The organism is Marinobacter lipolyticus SM19 (genome assembly GCF_000397065.2).
In the GTDB taxonomy this organism is placed as follows: domain Bacteria; phylum Pseudomonadota; class Gammaproteobacteria; order Pseudomonadales; family Oleiphilaceae; genus Marinobacter; species Marinobacter lipolyticus.
The window spans coordinates 22723-41272 of sequence record NZ_KE007327.1 but is presented as its reverse complement, the minus strand read 5'-3'; the positions used below and the strand labels follow the sequence as shown (position 1 = coordinate 41272).

General features: G+C 59.6%; 11 protein-coding genes. 5 read left to right on the top strand and 6 right to left on the bottom strand.

The window, feature by feature from the left end:
• Positions 1–4: 4 nt before the first annotated feature.
• The gene (locus MARLIPOL_RS14790; RefSeq protein WP_012139051.1) at positions 5–3172 is read right to left on the bottom strand and encodes an efflux RND transporter permease subunit; all 3168 of its coding nucleotides are present in this window, start codon (positions 3170–3172) and stop codon (positions 5–7) included.
• On the bottom strand, positions 3169–4407 hold the full coding sequence (locus MARLIPOL_RS14785) for an efflux RND transporter periplasmic adaptor subunit (RefSeq protein WP_012139049.1): 1239 nt from the start codon (positions 4405–4407) through the stop codon (positions 3169–3171). The genes MARLIPOL_RS14790 and MARLIPOL_RS14785 overlap by 4 nt, the downstream gene beginning before the upstream one ends.
• A gap of 100 nt (positions 4408–4507) precedes the next feature.
• Between MARLIPOL_RS14785 and MARLIPOL_RS14780 the strand changes: the two genes are divergently transcribed.
• On the top strand, positions 4508–4957 hold the full coding sequence (locus MARLIPOL_RS14780) for a potassium channel family protein (protein WP_012139048.1): 450 nt from the start codon (positions 4508–4510) through the stop codon (positions 4955–4957).
• On the opposite strand, the gene MARLIPOL_RS14775 is transcribed toward MARLIPOL_RS14780, so the two are convergent.
• The 4 genes from MARLIPOL_RS14775 to MARLIPOL_RS14765 all read right to left on the bottom strand — a co-directional run bounded on the left by MARLIPOL_RS14775 (position 4954) and on the right by MARLIPOL_RS14765 (position 11259).
• The gene (locus tag MARLIPOL_RS14775) at positions 4954–8184 is read right to left on the bottom strand and encodes an efflux RND transporter permease subunit (protein WP_012139047.1); all 3231 of its coding nucleotides are present in this window, start codon (positions 8182–8184) and stop codon (positions 4954–4956) included. The genes MARLIPOL_RS14780 and MARLIPOL_RS14775 overlap by 4 nt on opposite strands.
• Positions 8181–9233: an efflux RND transporter periplasmic adaptor subunit gene (locus MARLIPOL_RS14770; protein ID WP_051123165.1), complete on the bottom strand. Its 1053-nt coding sequence runs from the start codon at positions 9231–9233 to the stop codon at positions 8181–8183. The genes MARLIPOL_RS14775 and MARLIPOL_RS14770 overlap by 4 nt, the downstream gene beginning before the upstream one ends.
• A gap of 179 nt (positions 9234–9412) precedes the next feature.
• Complete coding sequence (locus MARLIPOL_RS18930; protein WP_323807380.1) at positions 9413–9601, bottom strand: hypothetical protein; 189 nt, start codon at positions 9599–9601, stop codon at positions 9413–9415.
• Positions 9595–11259 carry a TonB-dependent receptor domain-containing protein gene (locus MARLIPOL_RS14765; protein WP_323807379.1) on the bottom strand — a complete coding sequence of 555 codons (1665 nt, stop codon included), beginning with the start codon at positions 11257–11259 and terminating at the stop codon, positions 9595–9597. Before MARLIPOL_RS14765 ends, MARLIPOL_RS18930 begins: the two co-directional genes overlap by 7 nt.
• A 138-nt stretch (positions 11260–11397) precedes the next feature.
• Between MARLIPOL_RS14765 and MARLIPOL_RS14760 the strand changes: the two genes are divergently transcribed.
• The 4 genes from MARLIPOL_RS14760 to MARLIPOL_RS14745 all read left to right on the top strand — a co-directional run bounded on the left by MARLIPOL_RS14760 (position 11398) and on the right by MARLIPOL_RS14745 (position 18485).
• Positions 11398–12645, top strand: coding sequence for a sensor histidine kinase (locus tag MARLIPOL_RS14760; protein WP_012139045.1), 1248 nt, complete (start codon positions 11398–11400; stop codon positions 12643–12645).
• Positions 12635–13168 (top strand): response regulator transcription factor, encoded by a 534-nt coding sequence (locus tag MARLIPOL_RS14755; RefSeq protein WP_012139044.1) that lies wholly within the window; start codon positions 12635–12637, stop codon positions 13166–13168. Before MARLIPOL_RS14760 ends, MARLIPOL_RS14755 begins: the two co-directional genes overlap by 11 nt.
• Positions 13169–13315: 147 nt before the next feature.
• On the top strand, positions 13316–16492 hold the full coding sequence (locus tag MARLIPOL_RS14750; protein ID WP_012139043.1) for an MECDP-synthase: 3177 nt from the start codon (positions 13316–13318) through the stop codon (positions 16490–16492).
• A 154-nt stretch (positions 16493–16646) separates the two neighbouring features.
• Complete coding sequence (locus MARLIPOL_RS14745) at positions 16647–18485, top strand: DUF1302 domain-containing protein (protein ID WP_012139042.1); 1839 nt, start codon at positions 16647–16649, stop codon at positions 18483–18485.
• Positions 18486–18550 lie beyond the last annotated feature (65 nt).

The window sequence follows — 18550 nt, the reverse complement described above, 5'->3', positions numbered from 1 at the left end:
AGGATTAGTCAGGAGCGCTCAGGGGCTCGGCAGTGGAACCGTGACGCCGCGCCCGCCACTCACGGAACTGTTCAAGCCAGGACAGGAGCGCCGGAATGACCACCAGGACCAGCAAAGTCGACAGCCCCAGCCCGAAGGCAATGGACGTGGCCATGGGAATCAGGAACTGTGCCTGCAGGGACGTTTCGAACATCAGCGGCAACAGCCCGCCGATGGTGGTCAGTGACGTCAGTATCACCGCCCGCATCCGCTGAACGGCGGCCTCATTGAGCGCGTCGGTAATGCCCAACCCTTTCTGCCGCTGCTGATTATAGAAAGCGACGAGAATAATGGCGTTATTGACCACAATGCCGGACAGGCCGAACAGACCAAACAGGGACAGAATGGTCAGCTGCAGCCCCATCAGCCAGTGCCCCAGCAAAGCACCCACCAGGGCAAACGGGATAATGGCCATCACGATCAGCGGCAGGCTCCAGGACGCAAACACCCAGACCAGCACCACGTACATCAGCCCCAGGCCAATCACCAGCCCCGTTTTCATATCGGCCATGGTTTCCCGCTGGTCCGCCGACCGGCCTTCAAAGCTGTAGCGCACATTGTAGCGACCGGCGATGTCCGGTAGCGCCTCAGACTGCAGGCTTTCCAGAACCTGATCGGTGGTGCTGACCCGGGTGTTCAGCCCCGATGTGACCTCAATCGACAGTTTCCCATCCGCGTGACGCAGAGCCTGGAAGCCCTGGCGGTGGTCGAGGTTCATCACCTGGGTAAGCGGCACAAAGCGTCCGTCCGGAACCCGCACTGTGATCCGCGAAAGGGTCGACAGACGCTCGCGCTGATCCCGCGGCAACTGCACGCGTACTTCCACCTCGTCGCGGCCATCCTGGTATATCTGTGCAACCCGGCCATCGAAAGCCGCCCTGAGTTGCTGTCCGAGATCCGCGGTGGTCAGTCCCAGGGCTTCTCCATAGGCGCTGACCTGATAGATCAGCTGTTCACGCCCCCACGGCATGTCATCCTCAACGTCCAGCACCCCTGGCAGGGTTGAAAGCGCCTGGATCAGCTCATCGGCTGCCCGCTTCAGGTTTTCGGCATTGTCGCCGGTCAGTCGGACATTCACATCCCGGCCCGGTGGGCCGGCCTGGCGTTCCGAAATGGTGAGATTGTCCATCCCGGCAGGCATGTCCAGCCGGCTGCGCCATTCGGTGATGAACTCGGGGTTGCGCACCGATCGCCGATCCGAGGGCACCAGCTCAACCATTATGGCCCCCAGCTCGTCGCCGCTGCGTGAGCTGCCCTCAGCACTCTGGGTTGCCCCCTGCGTGGTGACCGCATTGAGAATGAAATCCCCACCCAGGGCGTCTTCCGTCTCATTGAGTGTTCTCTGCATCTGAGCCAGGAAGTCATCCACCGTTCCCCGGTCAGTGCCGGCGACAAAGCTGACATTGGCGTGAAATACCGAGGGTTCCGGCGTCGGGAAGAAATTGAACCCGAGCCTACCGCCAGCCAGCAACCCAACGGTCACAATGGCCAGGGCAACGGCGCCGGCAACCGTGGCGCCACGGTGCTCCAGAGTGTAACGGGAGAGTCGGCGGAATCGCCCGTCCCGGAACTGTTCAAAACGCTGCTCAAAGCCACGCCGGAAGCGTTCAACCGGACCGGGCTGTTCCGGCTCGGGTGCTACCTTTTCCGTTTTCTTTTTTGGACGGGGAACAAAGGCGTGTCGCAAGTGGGCCGGCAGAACAATAAAACATTCCAGCAGCGAGGCGACCAGCACACAGATCATCACCAAGGGAATATCCCCAAGGATATTTCCAATCACACCACCGACCACCAACAGCGGCATGAAAGCTGCGACGGTGGTCAGGGAAGACGCCAGCACCGGCCAGACCATGCGTTTTGCTGCCCCCTCGGAGGCGTATATGGATTCCTCACCCATGCGGGCATGGGCATCGGCGTCTTCGCCCACCACAATGGCATCATCGACGATCACCCCCAACGCCATGATCAGCGCGAACAGCGAAATCATGTTAATGGAACCACCGATCAGCCAGAGCACCGCCATGGCCGCAAGGAAAGCCGTCGGAATGCCGACGGCAACCCACAGGGCCACACGGCCCGGCAGGAACAGGTACAGCAGACAGATCACCAGCACCAGGCCGCCCAGGCCATTGGTCACCAGCAGGGAAATACGATCGTTCAGCAGCTGCCAGGTTTCATCGTAAACTTCCAGTTCTACGGTTGGCGGCAACACCGGTCGGGTATCCGCCAGCCAGTTCTCCAGAATCTCGGCCGCAGCCAGAGAATTACCGTTTTCTGCCCGCTGTAACTGAAGTTCCACCGCCGGCTTGCCATCCTGCTCGAGGGTCACCTGGTTCTCGCGGGCCTCTTGCCGGATGATGGCAATATCCCCGAGATTCAGCTGAATTCGCTCACCACTGAGCACGGGCACATTCTCGAACTCCTGAGGGCTTCGACGCTGCTCGACAGCCCGCAACTCGCGGGTGGCGTCCTGTTGCGCCATCATCCCGGCGGGCAAATCCCGCGATATGGCAGAGACACGCCCGGCGATCTGCTCCAGTGAAAGCCCCAGTGTCTCCAGACGTTCAACGGGCACATCGATACTGATTTGTTGCTCAGGCAGTCCCCGAATGGACACACGGTCAATGCCCTGTTGCAGCAACTCATCCTCGAAACGATAAGCCAACTGCCGCAACTCACGGCGATCCACATCACCAAAGACCAGCAACCGGGCTACCGGTTCATAGCGTTCCACCCGGGCAACCTGGGGCTCTTCCGCCTCAGCGGGCAGATTGGTGAATTCGTCCACTTGCTGGCGAACGTCGTCCAGGGCCTGAATCGGGTTGGTATTTTCCTGGAATTCCAGGGTGATCGACGATACCCCCTGGGCCGATGTGGAGGTCATCTTTTTCAGACCGTCCACGCTGCGTAACCGTTGTTCCAGGGGGTTGGTAATTCCCTGTTCGACATCTTCCGCGGAAGCGCCACTCCAGACCACCCGGACGCTCACTATGTCCAGGGCAAAGGTGGGGAAAAACTGAATATTCATGCGGGTCAGCGCCAGCACGCCCCCCAGCAGCATGACCAGCATCACCAGGTTGGCGGCAACCCGATGATGAACAAAAAAGCCAATCACGCCTTTCCTGCGCCTCATTGTTCCACTGCTCCGGAGTCAGCCACTTCTACCTTGAGCCCCGTCACCGCATTGGGCAGGTGCGTGGTAATCAGGCGTGCACCTGAAGCCAGAGCTTCTCCGGACACCAGCAAACGGCGCTCGCCATTCTGACCTCGTGCTTCGCCGATCCGCTCGACCTTCACTCGCTCCATCCGACTGTCTGCAGTCATCAGGTAGACACTGCCAGCGCCGTACAGCGCGCTGAATGGAATCGCAACGGTATTGCCCCGGGCGGCTCGTTCGAGAGTCACCTGCAGCAATCCACCCGGGCGGAGCCCCTTCGGCTCTCCTTCGAGTTCCAGGATAGCTTCGGTTCCAGACGGATCACTGGTACCGGCAAACCGGGTCAGCCGGAACCGGTGGTTATTATCGGCGCTGGTCGCCCTCAGCGTGTCACCCCGGCTCAGAGCGTCCAGCAGTTCGGCACGAAACAATTCCGGCACCCGCGCCCGGAGCTCAAGACCCTCAACCGGATACAGCGACAGCAGGGCTTCGTTCCGGCTGACCTGATCACCGCGAGCCACCTGAATGCCGGTCACGATACCCTCGAACGGCGCAAGCATTCGGGCACGCTTGGCATCCCGCCGGGTGCTGTCGAGATTGGCCTTGGCCTGAGCCAACTTCGCCTCCAGGCTCTGCAGGCGGGCCGGATGTTCCTCAATAGCCCGTTGTCGGGTGTTCACGGTAAGCTCCGCCCTGGCAGCGGCATCGGTGGCGGCCTCCAGTGCCTCACGGGACGCCAGGTTACGATTAACCAGTGACCGTGTACGCTCAAGCTGCCGGCGCGCGTTATCGAGAATGGCCTGCTCATTGGTCAGCGCCGCCTGATCGTTCCGATGGCGTACCTGTTCCGAACGGATCTGCGCGTCCAGATCCGCCACCTGCGCCTCGGCCTGGGCCAACGCAGGCTGGATATCATCGTCATCGAGAGCCACCAGAAGATCCCCCTCATTCACCCGCTGTCCTTCAGTAACCGGCCGTTCTCCGATTCTTCCGGCCAACGTCGCCGTGACCGTCAGCTGCTCAGGAGCCACAACTTCACCGTACAGGGGCAACACCGGGGTATGGATGCCGGGCTCTACCTGCTGAATCTGAACACGCCAGCTACGCTCCGTAGCTCCCACCTCCGCGGGCTCCGGGCGGGTCATCTTGAGAAACAGAAAGCCGGCGACACCGACGGCAAGAATCAATACAGGAATGAGTCGTTTGGACATTACTTGCTGACCAGCTAATGTGAATAAAGCCTTTGGGCTGATGGAATCAAACTACTATACAATCAGGACCAACCCCACGATTCCGCGGAGAACGGTACCCTTGGCTGCAACAGAACATATCGACCTCCTCAATGCGACCCTTCTCAACGTTGTTATTGTTGTCGTGGTGGTTGTCATTCACAACGAGGTTCTTATTCGCCTCAGCAGTCTTCTCTCGCGGATGCGCCAGAGCTATCACTTCCGTCTGATTACGGGCGTGCTGGGCATTCTCGCTGCCCACACGGTTCAAGTCTGGATCTTCGCCACCGTCTTTTACTTCATGCACCATGCCGAATCCTGGGGAGAGCTGACCGGCAATTTCAGCGGCAGCCTGCTGGATTGTGTCCATTTCTCGTTTACAACCTTTACCACACTCGGCTATGGCGATATCGAAGCGCTGGGTGTCCTCCGCTTCCTGACCGGAATCGAGTCCCTTACGGGACTGGTACTGATCACCTGGAGTGCGTCGTTCCTGTTCGTCGAAATGCAGCGCTACTGGCCCACCCGTTAAATCCATTTGCATCGTGCCAGAGTGTAGTACAGCAAAGGTACGACCAGAACGGTGAGCAAAGTGGACATGGCAAGACCGAAAATCAGCGAAATCGCCAGGCCGTTGAATATCGGATCGTTCAGGATGAAGTAAGCGCCCACCATCGCCGAGATGGCCGTCAGGGCAATGGGCTTGATGCGAACTGCGCCTGCCAATACTACCGCTTCGTCCAGCTCTACACCCTCCTCGATCAACTGCCGTATAAACACCACCAGCAGGATCGAGTTGCGCACGATGATCCCGGCCAGGGCAATCATGCCGATCATGCTGGTGGCGGTATATTCCCGCCCCAAAAGGGCATGACCGGGCATGATACCGATCAGTGTCAGCGGGATGGGTGCCATAATCACCAGCGGCAGGATATACGATCGGAACTGGGCCACCAGCAGTACAAAAATCATGAATATGCCCACGCTGTAGGCCGCCCCCATGTCCCGGAAGGTTTCGTAGGTAATCTGCCATTCGCCGTCCCACTTCAGGGTGCCTTTTTCCGGCAGTGGTGGTTGATCGATAAAGTACTGTTCCGGAGCACCCTCCTGCTGGTTCAGGCGTTCGACCATATCAAACATTCCGTACAGCGGTGAATCAGTCTCACCGGCCATATCCGCGGTTACATAGGTCACCGGCAACAGATCCTTGTGATAGATCGCCCCCATCCAGTCCGCTTCCCGAATCCCGGCAATACTCGCCAGAGGTACCAGGTTGCCCGTGCGGCTGCGCACATTCAGAGAGAGCAGTACCGATGGCTGAGCTTTGTCGCCTTCGCCCAGTATCACCCGGATTGGCACGGGATACTTGGCGTGGTCATCGTGCAGGAAGCTGACGCCGGTTCCGCCAAGGGCCGTCTGCAAGGCCCCGACGACCTGGGCCTGGGAAACACCGAGCCGCGCTGCCCGGTCCCTGTCCACTACGACTTCCCATTGCCTTGTGGGGGCTTCCAGAGTGGTGTCGATATCCACCAAGCCCTCCACCTGCGCCATGTCTTCCGCGATTTTCAGCGCCAGTTCCGCCCGGCGTTTATCATCCACGGCGTAGACCTCAGCCACCAACGGAGACAGCACCGGCGGCCCCGGTGGCACCTCCACGATTTTCACGCTGGCACCGTACCTGCCTCCAATCTCCGTTAACGGCGCCCGCAAGGATTGGGCAATGTCGTGGGACTGGCGATCCCGGCGCTCCTCGTGGCTGAGATTCACCTGAATATCGCCCTGATAGGGATCGCTGCGCAGGTAATACTGACGTACGAGGCCGTTGAAGTTGATCGGCGAGGCGGTCCCCGCATAGGTCTGCCAGTTGGTGACTTCCTCTACCGTTTCCAGGTAGCTGCCCATTTCCATCAACACCCGCTGGGTCTGCTCCATGGGTGTGTGCTCCGGCATATCCACCACCACCTGCAGCTCAGACTTGTTGTCGAACGGCAGCATTTTCAGAATCACCGCCTGGAATACAGGCAGGGAGGTGGCCGCCAGGGTCAGCCCCACCACTCCCAGTGCCAGCAAACGGCGTCGCCAGGGATGATCGCCCAGGAACGGACCGAGCACTGTCCGGAAAATTCGCAGGGACAATGGACTAACGCCGTCGGCGGAGCTGGAAGCCTCCTCGACTTCGGCGGCTTGCTCCCCCTTCTTGTGCTTGAGAAGCCTGAAGGCCAGCCAGGGCGCCACCACAAAGGCGACGATCTGGGACAGCACCATACCGGCTGAAGCGTTGATTGGAATCGGGCTCATGTAGGGACCCATCAGGCCACTGACAAACGCCATCGGAATCAGCGCCGCCATGATGGTGAGACTGGCCATAATGGTGGGCGTACCCACCTCGTCCACGGCAACGGGAATGATGTCCTTCACCGCCCGCCGGGAGTTCTGGATCCGCCGGTTGATGTTCTCGGTGATCACGATGCCATCGTCCACCAGAATGCCGATGGAGAAGATCAGCGCAAACAGGGAGACGCGGTTCAGGGTGAACCCCCAGGCCCAGGAAAACACCAGGGTCAGCAGCAGCGTAATCAGAACCGCAATGCCGACGATCAGGGCCTGACGCCAGCCCATGGCCGCCAGCACCAGCAGCACGACGCCCAGGGTGGCGGAGATCAGATCGGTGATCAGTTTGCGGGCTTTCTGGGAGGCGGTTACTCCATAGTCCCGGGTGACCAGCACTTCCACAGATTCCGGCAAGGCCCGGTTGCGCAACTGTGCCAGTCGCTCTTCAATAGCCGTGGTGATATTGATGGCGTTCTCGCCCGGTTTCTTGGCGATGGCCAGGGTGACCGCCGGGTAAACCTGACCGGGCTGGCCCGCCTTGCCGTCCCCATGGGCCGGCCCGAACCCGGTTATCACGCTCTGATCCGCCACAGTGCCACCGCGGCTGACATCGGCCACGTCCTCCAGATGCACCGCAGCGCCATTGTGCATACCCACCACCAGACGCAGGACATCCTCCACCGTTTCAAGAAGCGTTCCGGCCTGGACCGGTATCGACAGGTTGTCCCGGGTAATACGGGCCTCCTGGCTGCTGGTGTTGGCCGCAGCAAGCGCGTTACGGATATCGTCGATAGTCAGGTTGAAGCCGGCCAGCAACGCCGGATCGAACCGGATATCGACGCGATCAGGAATGCCGCCGGTGGTATAGACATCGCGCGTGCCGGGAACCCGCTTCAGGGCAACTTCCAGCATGTGCGCCAGGCGGGTCAATTCCTCACCGGTATGCCCGTTGACCGGATCGTAGAGGGTCAGGGTCATCACCGGAACATCATCGATCCCCTTGGGCTTGATCACCGGCTGGGTCGCGCCCAGATTGGCCGGCAACCAGTCCTGGTTGGAGTACACCTGGTTATAGAGCCGCACCAGGGCTTCCTGACGAGGCACGCCCACTTCGAACTGCACCGTAATCACGGCCTGGCCCTGACGAGATACCGAGTAGACGTGTTCCACGCCCTGTATCTCGCTCATTACCTGCTCCGCAGGCGTGGCTATGGCGCTTTCCACCTCTCGGGTACTGGCGCCAGGAAACGCCACCATGATGTCGGCCATGGTGACATCAATCTGGGGCTCCTCCTCTTTCGGGGTAACCACCACGGCCAGCACGCCCAGAATGATCGCCAGAATGGCGAGCAGGGGCGTGAGGTGATTGTTCTGAAAAACCCGGGCAATGGCCCCGGATGGGCCAACGGGCGGCAGCTCCCGGCTCACTGGCCCGACTCCTCGCCGCGTTTATTGAGCGGATTCAGGCGATCACTGCCGACCAGTTCGGAGGGGTTGGTGACCACCCGTTCGCCTTCACTGAGGCCGGCGAGGACCTCAATCCGGCCATTGTCCCTGACTCCGGTTCGTACCTGCCGCAGCCGGGGCTGGTCCTGATCGTCCAGCACAAACACGGCCCTCAGCTCACTGCGCTGAATCAGGCTGCTGGCCGGCACCCAGAGAGCCTCGCGGCTGGCAACCGGCACACCGACCTTGACCAGCATGCCGGGAAACAGCGAGCCATTGGGTTCACTCAGGCGCATCCGCAGGCGGAAGGTGTGGGTTTGCGGATCGGCATAGGGATAGAAGGTCATTTCACCGGTTTCCAGCACCCGGCCATCGGCAAGCGTGACCTTTGCCTGGCGCTCGGCGCGCGCCAGTTCGGCGTACTTTTGTGGCAGGTCCACCACAACCCGAAGCTGCTCCAGGGAGAGTCCGCTCAGCAGGGGCTGACCGGGGTTTACCGACTCCCCCACCTCCACGTGGCGCTCAGTGAGGATACCGCCGTAAGGGGCCACCACGCGGGTATAGGACAACTGTTCCCGGGCCTCGGAAACCGCACCTTGGGCTCGCTCCACCCTTGCGCGGGCCGCAGCCAGATTGTTCCGGGCCTGATCGAACTCCTGACGGGACACCAGCCCACGCTCGTGAACCGCTTCGATACGCTCGAACCGCTGCCTCGCATCCACCAACGCCGCCTCGGTCTCTTCCAGGCCCGCCTGCGCCTGGCGTAACCGGGAACGTTGTTCACTGTCCTCCAACTGGACAATCAGGTCGCCGGCGGCAACGGAGGCGTCGACATCGTAGGGCAGGCTTTGAACCGTACCGCTGGTCTGGGCAGAGACGGTGCTCTGCTGAGCGGCTTCAATGATGCCATCGAGGTGCACGGTCTCCTGGAAGGAACGTCGCTCAACCGTTTCAAACAGAGGTTGCCCGATTGCCAATGCAGACAACAGCAGGGGAAAAAGCGAAGCAAAAAGGCGAGCGGGAAGACGCATGCCAACCTCTACCATTTGAAGTTATAAGGTTATTCCGCGACTTAACCGAAGTTTAACAGGCCGTCGCTGCGCTTACATTGAGCAGGGACAAAAAAAGCCCCGGGTGAAGGAGTTGGTTCCACCCGGGGCAAGATCGTCACCCGCCGACTATGGGAAGCGGGCAACCGCTATACAGAGACTTACCACCTGGCTGTCAGTGCGGCACGCAGGGTCCTGCCAGGCTCATTAACTCTTACGGCTTCCGGGTTAAACGGATCAGTGTTGGCGCGGCTAACGTGGGGCGCCCAGGTGTTATCAAACAGGTTATCCACCGCCCAGCTGACACTCAGGTAGTCTGCGAGCGGGTGGCTTCCGGACAGGTTCAGCACACCGTAGCCCGGTGAAGTGCCGGGGTCCTGGCCGGATTCCAGATCCACGCGGTCCTGGCGACGGGCCAGCACCCACTCCAGTTCAAGGGCATGCCCCCTATGCTGCCAGCCAAGGGTCTGAATGAACTGCACCGGCGGAATTTGCGGCAGGGGCTTGTTATCGTCGCGGTTCTCGCCGGGCGCCAGTGCCAGCCGTTGCTCTGGCCGGGCATCGCCAGTTCCAGCTTGTGGTGCGTCTCCGGGTCCAGGACTGGGTTGCCCACCCAGCGCCTTGCCGGGTCCATGTTGTTCCAGCTGGCAATGTAACGCTCCGTCACACCGGGGCTTCGGACACTGTGGCTGGCGGTAACCACCAGCGACTGGATCGGAGAGAATCGCCAGTCGCTGCTGACAAAGCCACTGACATTGTCATCGGCAACATCGGTGTTGGTGGTGCCGTATATCGTCTGGTAGGCGTCTGCCGCCGACATGGCCATCATGCCACTGCCGAACACCTTGCCAGCTGCCGCAGCAGACATTTCCACGCGGTCATAGCGCACGCCACCGCCGAGCTTTAACTCTGGCGTTACCCGGTAGAAGCGCTCAGCGAAAAGGCCGAAACGGTCGCGATCCACGTCGGGCCAGAGTACTGAGGTCAGCACATCGAGATTCGCTCCGCCGAACCGTTCGGCGTGCCAGTTATTGGTCTCGATATCCGCACCAATGGCCCAGTCTGTTATGGCATCCGGACTCTGATCCAGGGTCAGCCGAAGGCCCCGGGTTTCGGTCTCGGAAGCCGTAAGCATGTTCATCATGGACTCACGGAGGCTGAAGTTATCCATGATGTGTTCGACATCGGCCTGCCAGGTCAGCAGGTTCCACTCACCATTGACCACTGGCGCACCGAGTTCCAGGCGTAAAATGTCGGTATCGGTTTTCGGTGCGTCCATGCCCGAGCCGGCATATTTCACATCCCGCTCTTCCTGCCGACTCACCAGCCCCTTGATATAGAAACCGTTGTCCGCCTTCCAGGCTGAATCCAGACGAGTCTCTGAATTCTTGTAGGCGCTGCGAACTTCGCGGCCATCGCCGTCTTCGTAATCATCGGCCTCGTCGTAGCCGCCCGCCACCCTCAACCAGATACTGTCACTGCCAACAGCGGCACTGCCATTAATCAGTTTGCCATTGCCATTGTCAGTACAGCCCGCTGTCAGGTGACCAGTGGCACTTGCCCCCTTGAAGGTTGGTGCAGCGGTGGTGGCAATCACCTGCCCACCGGTAATCGGCCCCCAGCGCAGAGTCTGATTCTCAGTACGCACCTCCAGCAACGGTGCCAACGCGACACTCAGGCGACTGGTGGGTGGATCCATGCGATTAGGGCAGGCCCCTTCAACCCGGATACCATCCAACAGCACGTCCACACGCTCCTGACTCTGGCCCCGAACCACTGGCTCAAGTCCACGGCCCCCCATGCGGGAAAGTGATACTGAAGGGCTGGTGGACAGGCGCTCGACTGGCTCTGACGCCAGAATTCGGGCAGCCTCCTCAGACCACTGGCCTTCGGTGATTCGAATCAACGGAAGCGGCTCGTCAACGCCCTGTGCGCAAACCGTCAATGGGGCAGCAACAATTCCCGCTGCACCGATGGCTAAAACCCGGGGGCCAATTCTCGCAGTCATCCAACCTTTACCCTGACCAGCTCCAAGAGAGGTCACCATCATAAAGACCTCTCAACCCCGACGCCTGAGACCAAATGCCGCATCTCTCTGGAGGTATTCCCCCACTACCTGCACTGAAAACCCGCTAGAATGCCGACTATGGAATGGCTCACCCACTCACAAACCGGATTTCAACAGGCTGCCCGTTACCTGCTGGGCATGCGGCTGACTATTGTTGCCATTCAACTGGTTGCCATCGCAGTGGCCGAAACCTTTGTCACACTCTCGCACCGTGGCGAAGCCGTTATCCTGTGCCTGGTTTACGCCGTTATGGCGACACTCGGCTGGCTGTGGCTTACCCGGAAACCACCGGCATCTCCCGGTCCCATCAGCGTTTCCCTTGCTTTGGATTTGCTGCTGATTGGCGGCTGGCTCTATCTGACCGGTGGCTACACCAACCCGCTCACATCGTTGCTGCTGCTTCCCATTGCCGTCGCCATTATTCTGGTTCCGCTGCGCCAGAGCATCGCACTCACCCTGTGCGGCATTCTGGTGTACACCTCGCTGGTGCTGTGGCCAATGCCCGGGTTACACGACCATGCCGGAAGAAATCTGGCGCAGCTCCATCTGGTCGGCATGTGGGTCACGTTTGCCGTGACTGCGGGTATCCTGTTGCTGGTGGTCGGCAACCTCGCCCGCCGCCTGCACCGGCAACAGGCCACACTGGCTGAGGTTCGGGAACGCCGGTTGCGGGATGAACAGATTATTGCCCTGGGTCTGTCGGCGGCGTCTGTTGCGCACCGGCTGGGTACGCCCTTCAACACCATGAGTCTGCTGATCGAAGAGCTCAAACAGTCCAATGACCCTGTAGCCCGCCAGCAGGACCTGGAGATGCTGGAACAACAGCTGGGACTGTGTGCCGGCCACCTTAAGCAGCTGTCTGCAGCTGCCGGCCAGGCCCGGGCCGAGCAGCGACAAATTTTGACGGTCAGCGACTGGCTCAATCGCCTGCGGGAGTCGGCCACGCTGCTGTGGCCGGCCTCATCCGTTCAGTGGCAGCTGCCCTGGCCGGATGGCCGCGTCACCGTGGATGCCACTCTGGATCAGGCAGTCCTCAATCTGCTTGCCAACGCCCTGACTGCCAGTCCGTCATGGGTGTCGGTGAGCGCCCGCGCAGCCGGTCAGGGATTGCTGGAAGTCGTGGTGGAAGATCGCGGCGGCGGTTTCGAGAATGCCCGGCATTCCGAGCCCGGCAGCGAGATTGCGGTGTCTCCGAACGGGCTGGGGGTTGGTCTTTTTCTGTCCAATGCCACTATCCAGCGTCTTGGTGGCCAGCTACGCGCCCACGCCTCGGATGAAGGCACCACCATGATCATCGCTTTGCCGGAGGTGAGAGATGACAACTAAAACACGCTGGCTGCTGATTGACGATGACGAAGCCTTCCTTACCGTCCTGAAACGTTCACTGGCCCGCCATGGAATCAATAGCGTTGTCGCCACCAATTGCGCTGATGCACTGGCGAAGCTGCAGGAAGATCACCCCCAACGATGCGTACTCGACCTGAATCTCGCCGGTGAAAGCGGGCTGCAGTTGCTACCCGTACTGCTGTCCGAGAATCCGGATCTGGAGATTCTGATTCTTACCGGTTATGGAAGCATTGCCACCGCCGTAGACGCCATTAGACGGGGAGCCGTGAATTACCTGTGCAAACCGGTAACAGCCGGCCAGTTGATTGCGGCATTCGACAACCCCGATCACACCTCCGGATTGCGGCCTGAACCACCCACGGTAGAGGAAATGGAGTGGGACCATATTCAGCGGGTGCTGAACGAGCACGAGGGTAACGTGTCGGCTACCGCGCGGGCACTGAACATGCACCGCCGGACCCTGCAACGTAAACTCCAGAAACGTTCCCGGTGGCGCGGTTAACCGTTCCATCCCTGCATCAAGGCAGACAACACCCACTACATAAATCCTATTGACTTTTTTTGGAACCTTTCCTTTCAAACAGTCGTTTAGTCTAGCAAGGGTCGCCAGACCCTCTAGACAATAACAATCGGAAAGGTACAGACAGACATGGTCAATATTAAAAAAACAACGCTCCTGGCGGTTGTTGCAGGAAGTACCGCGCTTGCGGGATGCCTCGACAGTGGCGGCCAGACCGGTAAAAACGCCAATCCGATCTACCAGATCGACAACCCGAATCACCCTGGTGACGGCACCAAACCCATTTTCCGACCGCTGGACACCGCATTCCCGTTGCCCAGTGATCCACTGTTTTTCCTGAACCCGGAAAACGACGGTACCATGCTAAACGGTACCGATCCCGCCAACCCGGTCACCACCGGCCTTGGCTTTGTCGACGGCAATTCCATCCTGGCGCCGTTTGACGTCAAAATCAGTGACAGCCTGGATCCGAACCAGACACTGGACGCACGCGCCTTTATTGAAATAGACGGCGAAGTGGTTCCAAACCCGGACCAGAACGTGTTCGTGCTGGAACTTGAGTATCCGACAGGCGACAGCGTCTTCCAGCAACAGCGTGAAGTAGGTGGCGTTGTCGACGCCGAAAAGTATCGCCACGCCAAGCGCCTGGAAGAGCAGGGCAATACGGCAGACGCCGATGCACTCTATCAGGAATTGCTGGAGCAGCGTTTCCGCATCGAGATTATTACCGTTGACGCAGACGGCCCTGCCGGTGCCGCCGGCGGTTCAGCCAATAACGCCATCCGTATTCTGCCGGTCAAGCCGCTGGATCCGAAAACCAAGTACGCCGTCGTTCTGAGCAGCGACATCGTGGACAAGGATGGCGAGCCTCTGGTCCAGGAACTGCGTTTCGAAACCGCCTCCAACCCAGAGTACGTTCTCAGCAACCCGGCGCTGCAGCCCTTCCGGGACTCCCTGCTGCCGGCACGCGCCTTTGGCTCCGACTTCTTTGACTTCAAACGCGAGGCACTCAGCGACCTGGGCCGGAGTGCTGCTGGCATTCCCACGTTTGACGACGTCACGTTCGCCATCAGCTTCACCACCACAGCGGTGGAAGACGTGCTCCTGGCCAATGCCGCACCAGCCGCCTGGTTCCGCAACCAGTTGCTCATTGATCGCAAGCAATCCGTCCTGAACGCTCTGATCGCAGGAGATTTCAACCTCTCTGATCAGCCGATCGGTGAGGCATCCAGCGAGGATCAGCAGATCAACTCACGCATCTTCGAGCTGCTGACCGACGAAACCTACCGCCTGTATGACGCCGGTCTCGCCGGCATTCTGACAGAGGCCAACACAAACGGCATGGCCGTTGCCTATGGCGATCTGGTGGCCTCCGAGGACGATGACCGCAGGCTGGCGTTTATTCTGCAGGATACTGCGACCCAGGCTGTGGAAGATGTGGTTGACGTTTCCGCCCAGGCAGATCAGCTGGCGGCTGACGCCTCGACCATACTGGATATTCCGGCGGCTTATGATCCGGCTTCCGGCGAGCCGTCTCCGGTGCGGTTCTTCAGCCAGAAAACCGGGGGCCAGGTCAACCCGGCGCTGGAACAGACCGCGATTGACCTTGGGCTGACAGAGATCAATGTTAACGTTCAGGTCTACGAGGGCGAAATTACCCTGCCGTATTACCAGCAACTGCCGGACGGCACCGATGGCAGCCCGTTACAGACCGGATCCTGGCTCCCTGCGGATTTCAGTGCAAACCCTGATCTGCCGCAAGCGAAATCCGACAGGGTGACCTACCGCTTCCCGTTCATCCAGAAAACGGCCGACACCAAGATTCCCATTATCGTCGGCACACCGGACACAAACGATCTCTTTGGGGGGCCTCCTGAGGGTGGCTACCCGGTCATTATCTATCAGCACGCAGCCACTCAGGATCGGTCCGCGATTCTGCCAATGGCAACGGCCGCAGCACTGCTTTGCCTTGCAGAGGGAGATGCGCCCCAGAACAGTGCCAATTGCTTCATCACCGTCGGTATCGATATGCCCCTGAACGGCGTATTCGGTGAAGCCGCCACCAGTGCCCGGGATGAAAACGATCCGGAAACCACACCCGGCATGGTGGAAATTTCCCAACAGCCCGGTGCGTCTGAGGATGCGACTGAAAGGCACTTTGGCTTCACTGCCGATGATGCCATGCAGGCAGTGACCCGGGATCAGGTCGACAACCCGGAATCCGGCAGCCTGTTCCTGAATTTCACCAACTATGCCAATACCCGGGACAACATGCGTCAGGGCGCCCTGGATCTACTGAACATCAACGCGCTCCTTCCAGCCATTGAAGATGCTATCAACCAATGCGCAACCGACGGTGACTGCGCCGACGGCACCGTAATGAACACCGACCGGGTGTACTTCATCAGCCATTCCCTGAGCGGTATGGGCGGTGTGCCTTATCCGGTGATTAATAACCTGGCCGCGCAGGACAATCCGGATCTGAATCCGATCCTGGCATCGGTGATGTTCAACACAGGCGGCCAGTTCACGCGCCTGGCAGAGAACTCACGCGAGACCATTGCGCCTGCACTGCTGCCAGGACTCGACGCAGCATCCGGCGGTTTGCTCGCACAGGGCCGGACAGAGCTGAACATCTACTTCAACGTGTTCCAGGCTCTGTTGGACTCCACAGACCCGGTCGCCTTTGCACCGCTGTTCGAGGAAAGCGGCAACGAGGCCACTCTGCTGACCTCAATCGTGGGTATTGACGGCGATGCCGATCGCCCATCCGACGGCACCATCCCCAACGCGGCCGACGACCAGCTGTACGATCAGGGCCCGCTGCAACTGGTGACCGATGCCGGCTTCGAGATCAACAGCCTGCCTGCGCCGCTGGCCGGCACCGATCCCATGGCCCGGTTTATGGGCGCCGTCAGCATTGATAATGGCGATGGCACCGATGACGGCACCCGTCCTGTGATCACCCGCTATTTGGAAGGCTCACACGGCAACCCGATTTCAGCCGGACAGAAGGGAGCCGATGCGTTCAGTTCCAGTGCTGTGTTTGACGAAATGGCGACGCAACTGGTGGCACTGTTCCGCAGCCGCACCGATGCAAGCACGGCGTTCACGGTGGACGTTACCAACGACTGCGTGGTCAAGGACGTTGGCAATCGCCCAGGCGATCCGGAGTGTGATGGCGCCACCGACGGCGGTGCTGAGCCAGCCGAAGGTGACGGATCAGGCGATGGCGATGGCGATGGCGATGGCGGTGGTGACGGCGGCCTCCTTGATGGCGGCGACCTCCTCGGAGGCCTGCTGTAACCGACAGCGCTGAAATGACTACCTCCGGGGTCCGCGACGCGTCTGCGGCGGGCCCCGAAAGAACAAAAGAATTGGAGCAGTAGCAATGACAATAATAAATTCTTACAGGTTTTCCCGGACACGGTTATCGCTTGCAACAGCAGCACTGTCCCTGATGGCTTCCGCCCCGGCATCAGCCATCGACTTCGACGTCTATGGCATCGATGCCTCCTTCAGCACCAAGCTGACAGCCGGCATCGGCTTCCGACTCGAAGACCAGGATCCGGATCTGATCACCCAGGGTAACCTGGGCCCCGAATTCGCCTACAGTAACACCGGCGCATCGTCCAACAACTTTGACGACGGCAACCTGAATTTTGATAAAGGCGACCCATACTCACAGATTCTTCGTGGTCGGTCCGAACTGTTTCTCGACTACAGCCCGGACAGTAATTACCTCACGCGAATCGGCACCCTGATTCGCGGCACTTATTACTATGACTATGAACTGAAGGACAACGAACGGGCAGTGGATCCGGTGGGACAACAGCGTTCACTGAACCCTGAAGCAAAGGACAACGCCTCTGGCGTGGATCTGCTGGACGCCTACGTTTTTACCGATTGGTACGCTGGCAACACCCCGATATCCGTACGTTACGGTCGACAAGTACTGAGCTGGGGTGAAAGCACCTTTATTCTGGGCGGCATAAACGCCACCAACCCTATCGATGTTCCGGCGTTCCGTGCCCCGGGCGCAGAATTGAAAGACGTTCTGCTGCCCGTCAATATGCTGTACACCTCCATCGGTATCACACCTGAAATCAACTTCGAAGCCTACGTCCAGACCCAGTGGGAACCATTCAAGATTGATGACTGTGGTACATTCTTCTCCTCGGCGGATGTGGCAGCCGACGGCTGCGGACCGGTGCTTCTGGCTGGCCAGGTGCCCGACTCCCAGGCTTTCGAAGAGGGATTCGTCGCGCCTCGTCGTGGTGATGTGGAGCCCGGCGACAAAGATCAGTTCGGTGCTGCAGTTCGCTGGTTCGTGCCCGCGCTTGATTCCGAACTGGGCTTTTACTACATCCGCTACCACAGCCGTCTGCCCTACATCAGCGGTGTGGTCAACAACCCGGAAAGCCCGACCGCAACCCAGATCAATGATCCCAACGAACCGTTTACCCGGTTCCCGAGTTATTTCATTGATTACCCCAAGGGTATCGACCTGTACGGCATCAGCATCAATACCACACTGCCGACCGGCACCTCACTGGGCGCCGAGTACAGCTTCCGTCCCAACATGCCCATCCAGTGGAACACCTTTGAGCTGATCTACGGCGGCCTACAACAACGCGGCCCGGACGGTCAGGTGGTGAGCAAACTGGAACAGCGCGTGCAGGACGATAACCCAGGCTTCAATTACGCCGGCAAACCGGTGGATGGCTACGACCGCTACAACGTGTCCCAGGCCCAGGCTACCCTGATCCACTTCATCGACCGTGTACTCGGTGCAGGGCGGTTTATCATCGTCGCTGAAGTTGGCGCCACCTACGTGCATGACCTGCCAGACAAAAGCGAAGCGCGTTACGGCCGGTCCGGTATCTACGGCGTAGGACCGGTCCCTCTGGATGGCGACTCTTTCTCCGGTGACTTCTGTAGTCAAGGTCCCGGTGATGAGACCACCCGACTCAACATCAACCCCACCAACTGTGGCTCGGACGGTTTTACGACACCTTTCTCCTGGGGCTACCGCGCTCTGTTCGCGCTGGATTACTCCAACGCGATTGCTGGCATCAACCTGTTACCCAAGTTGTTCTTTACCCACGATGTGAAGGGGTATGCCCCGGATCCAGGCGGCAACTTCAACGAGGGTAACAAGTCAGTAAGTCTTGGTCTCGATGCCAACTACCAGAACAAATACTCTGGCTCGATCAGCTACACGAACTATTTCGGTGGTGACTACAACGTCATTGAAGACCGGGATTTCGTCTCAGCCAGTATTTCCTACTCATTCTGATGCACTAACGACAATCACAAAGGAGACACTTGTGAATACCTACAAAAAACACCTCATCGGTAGCG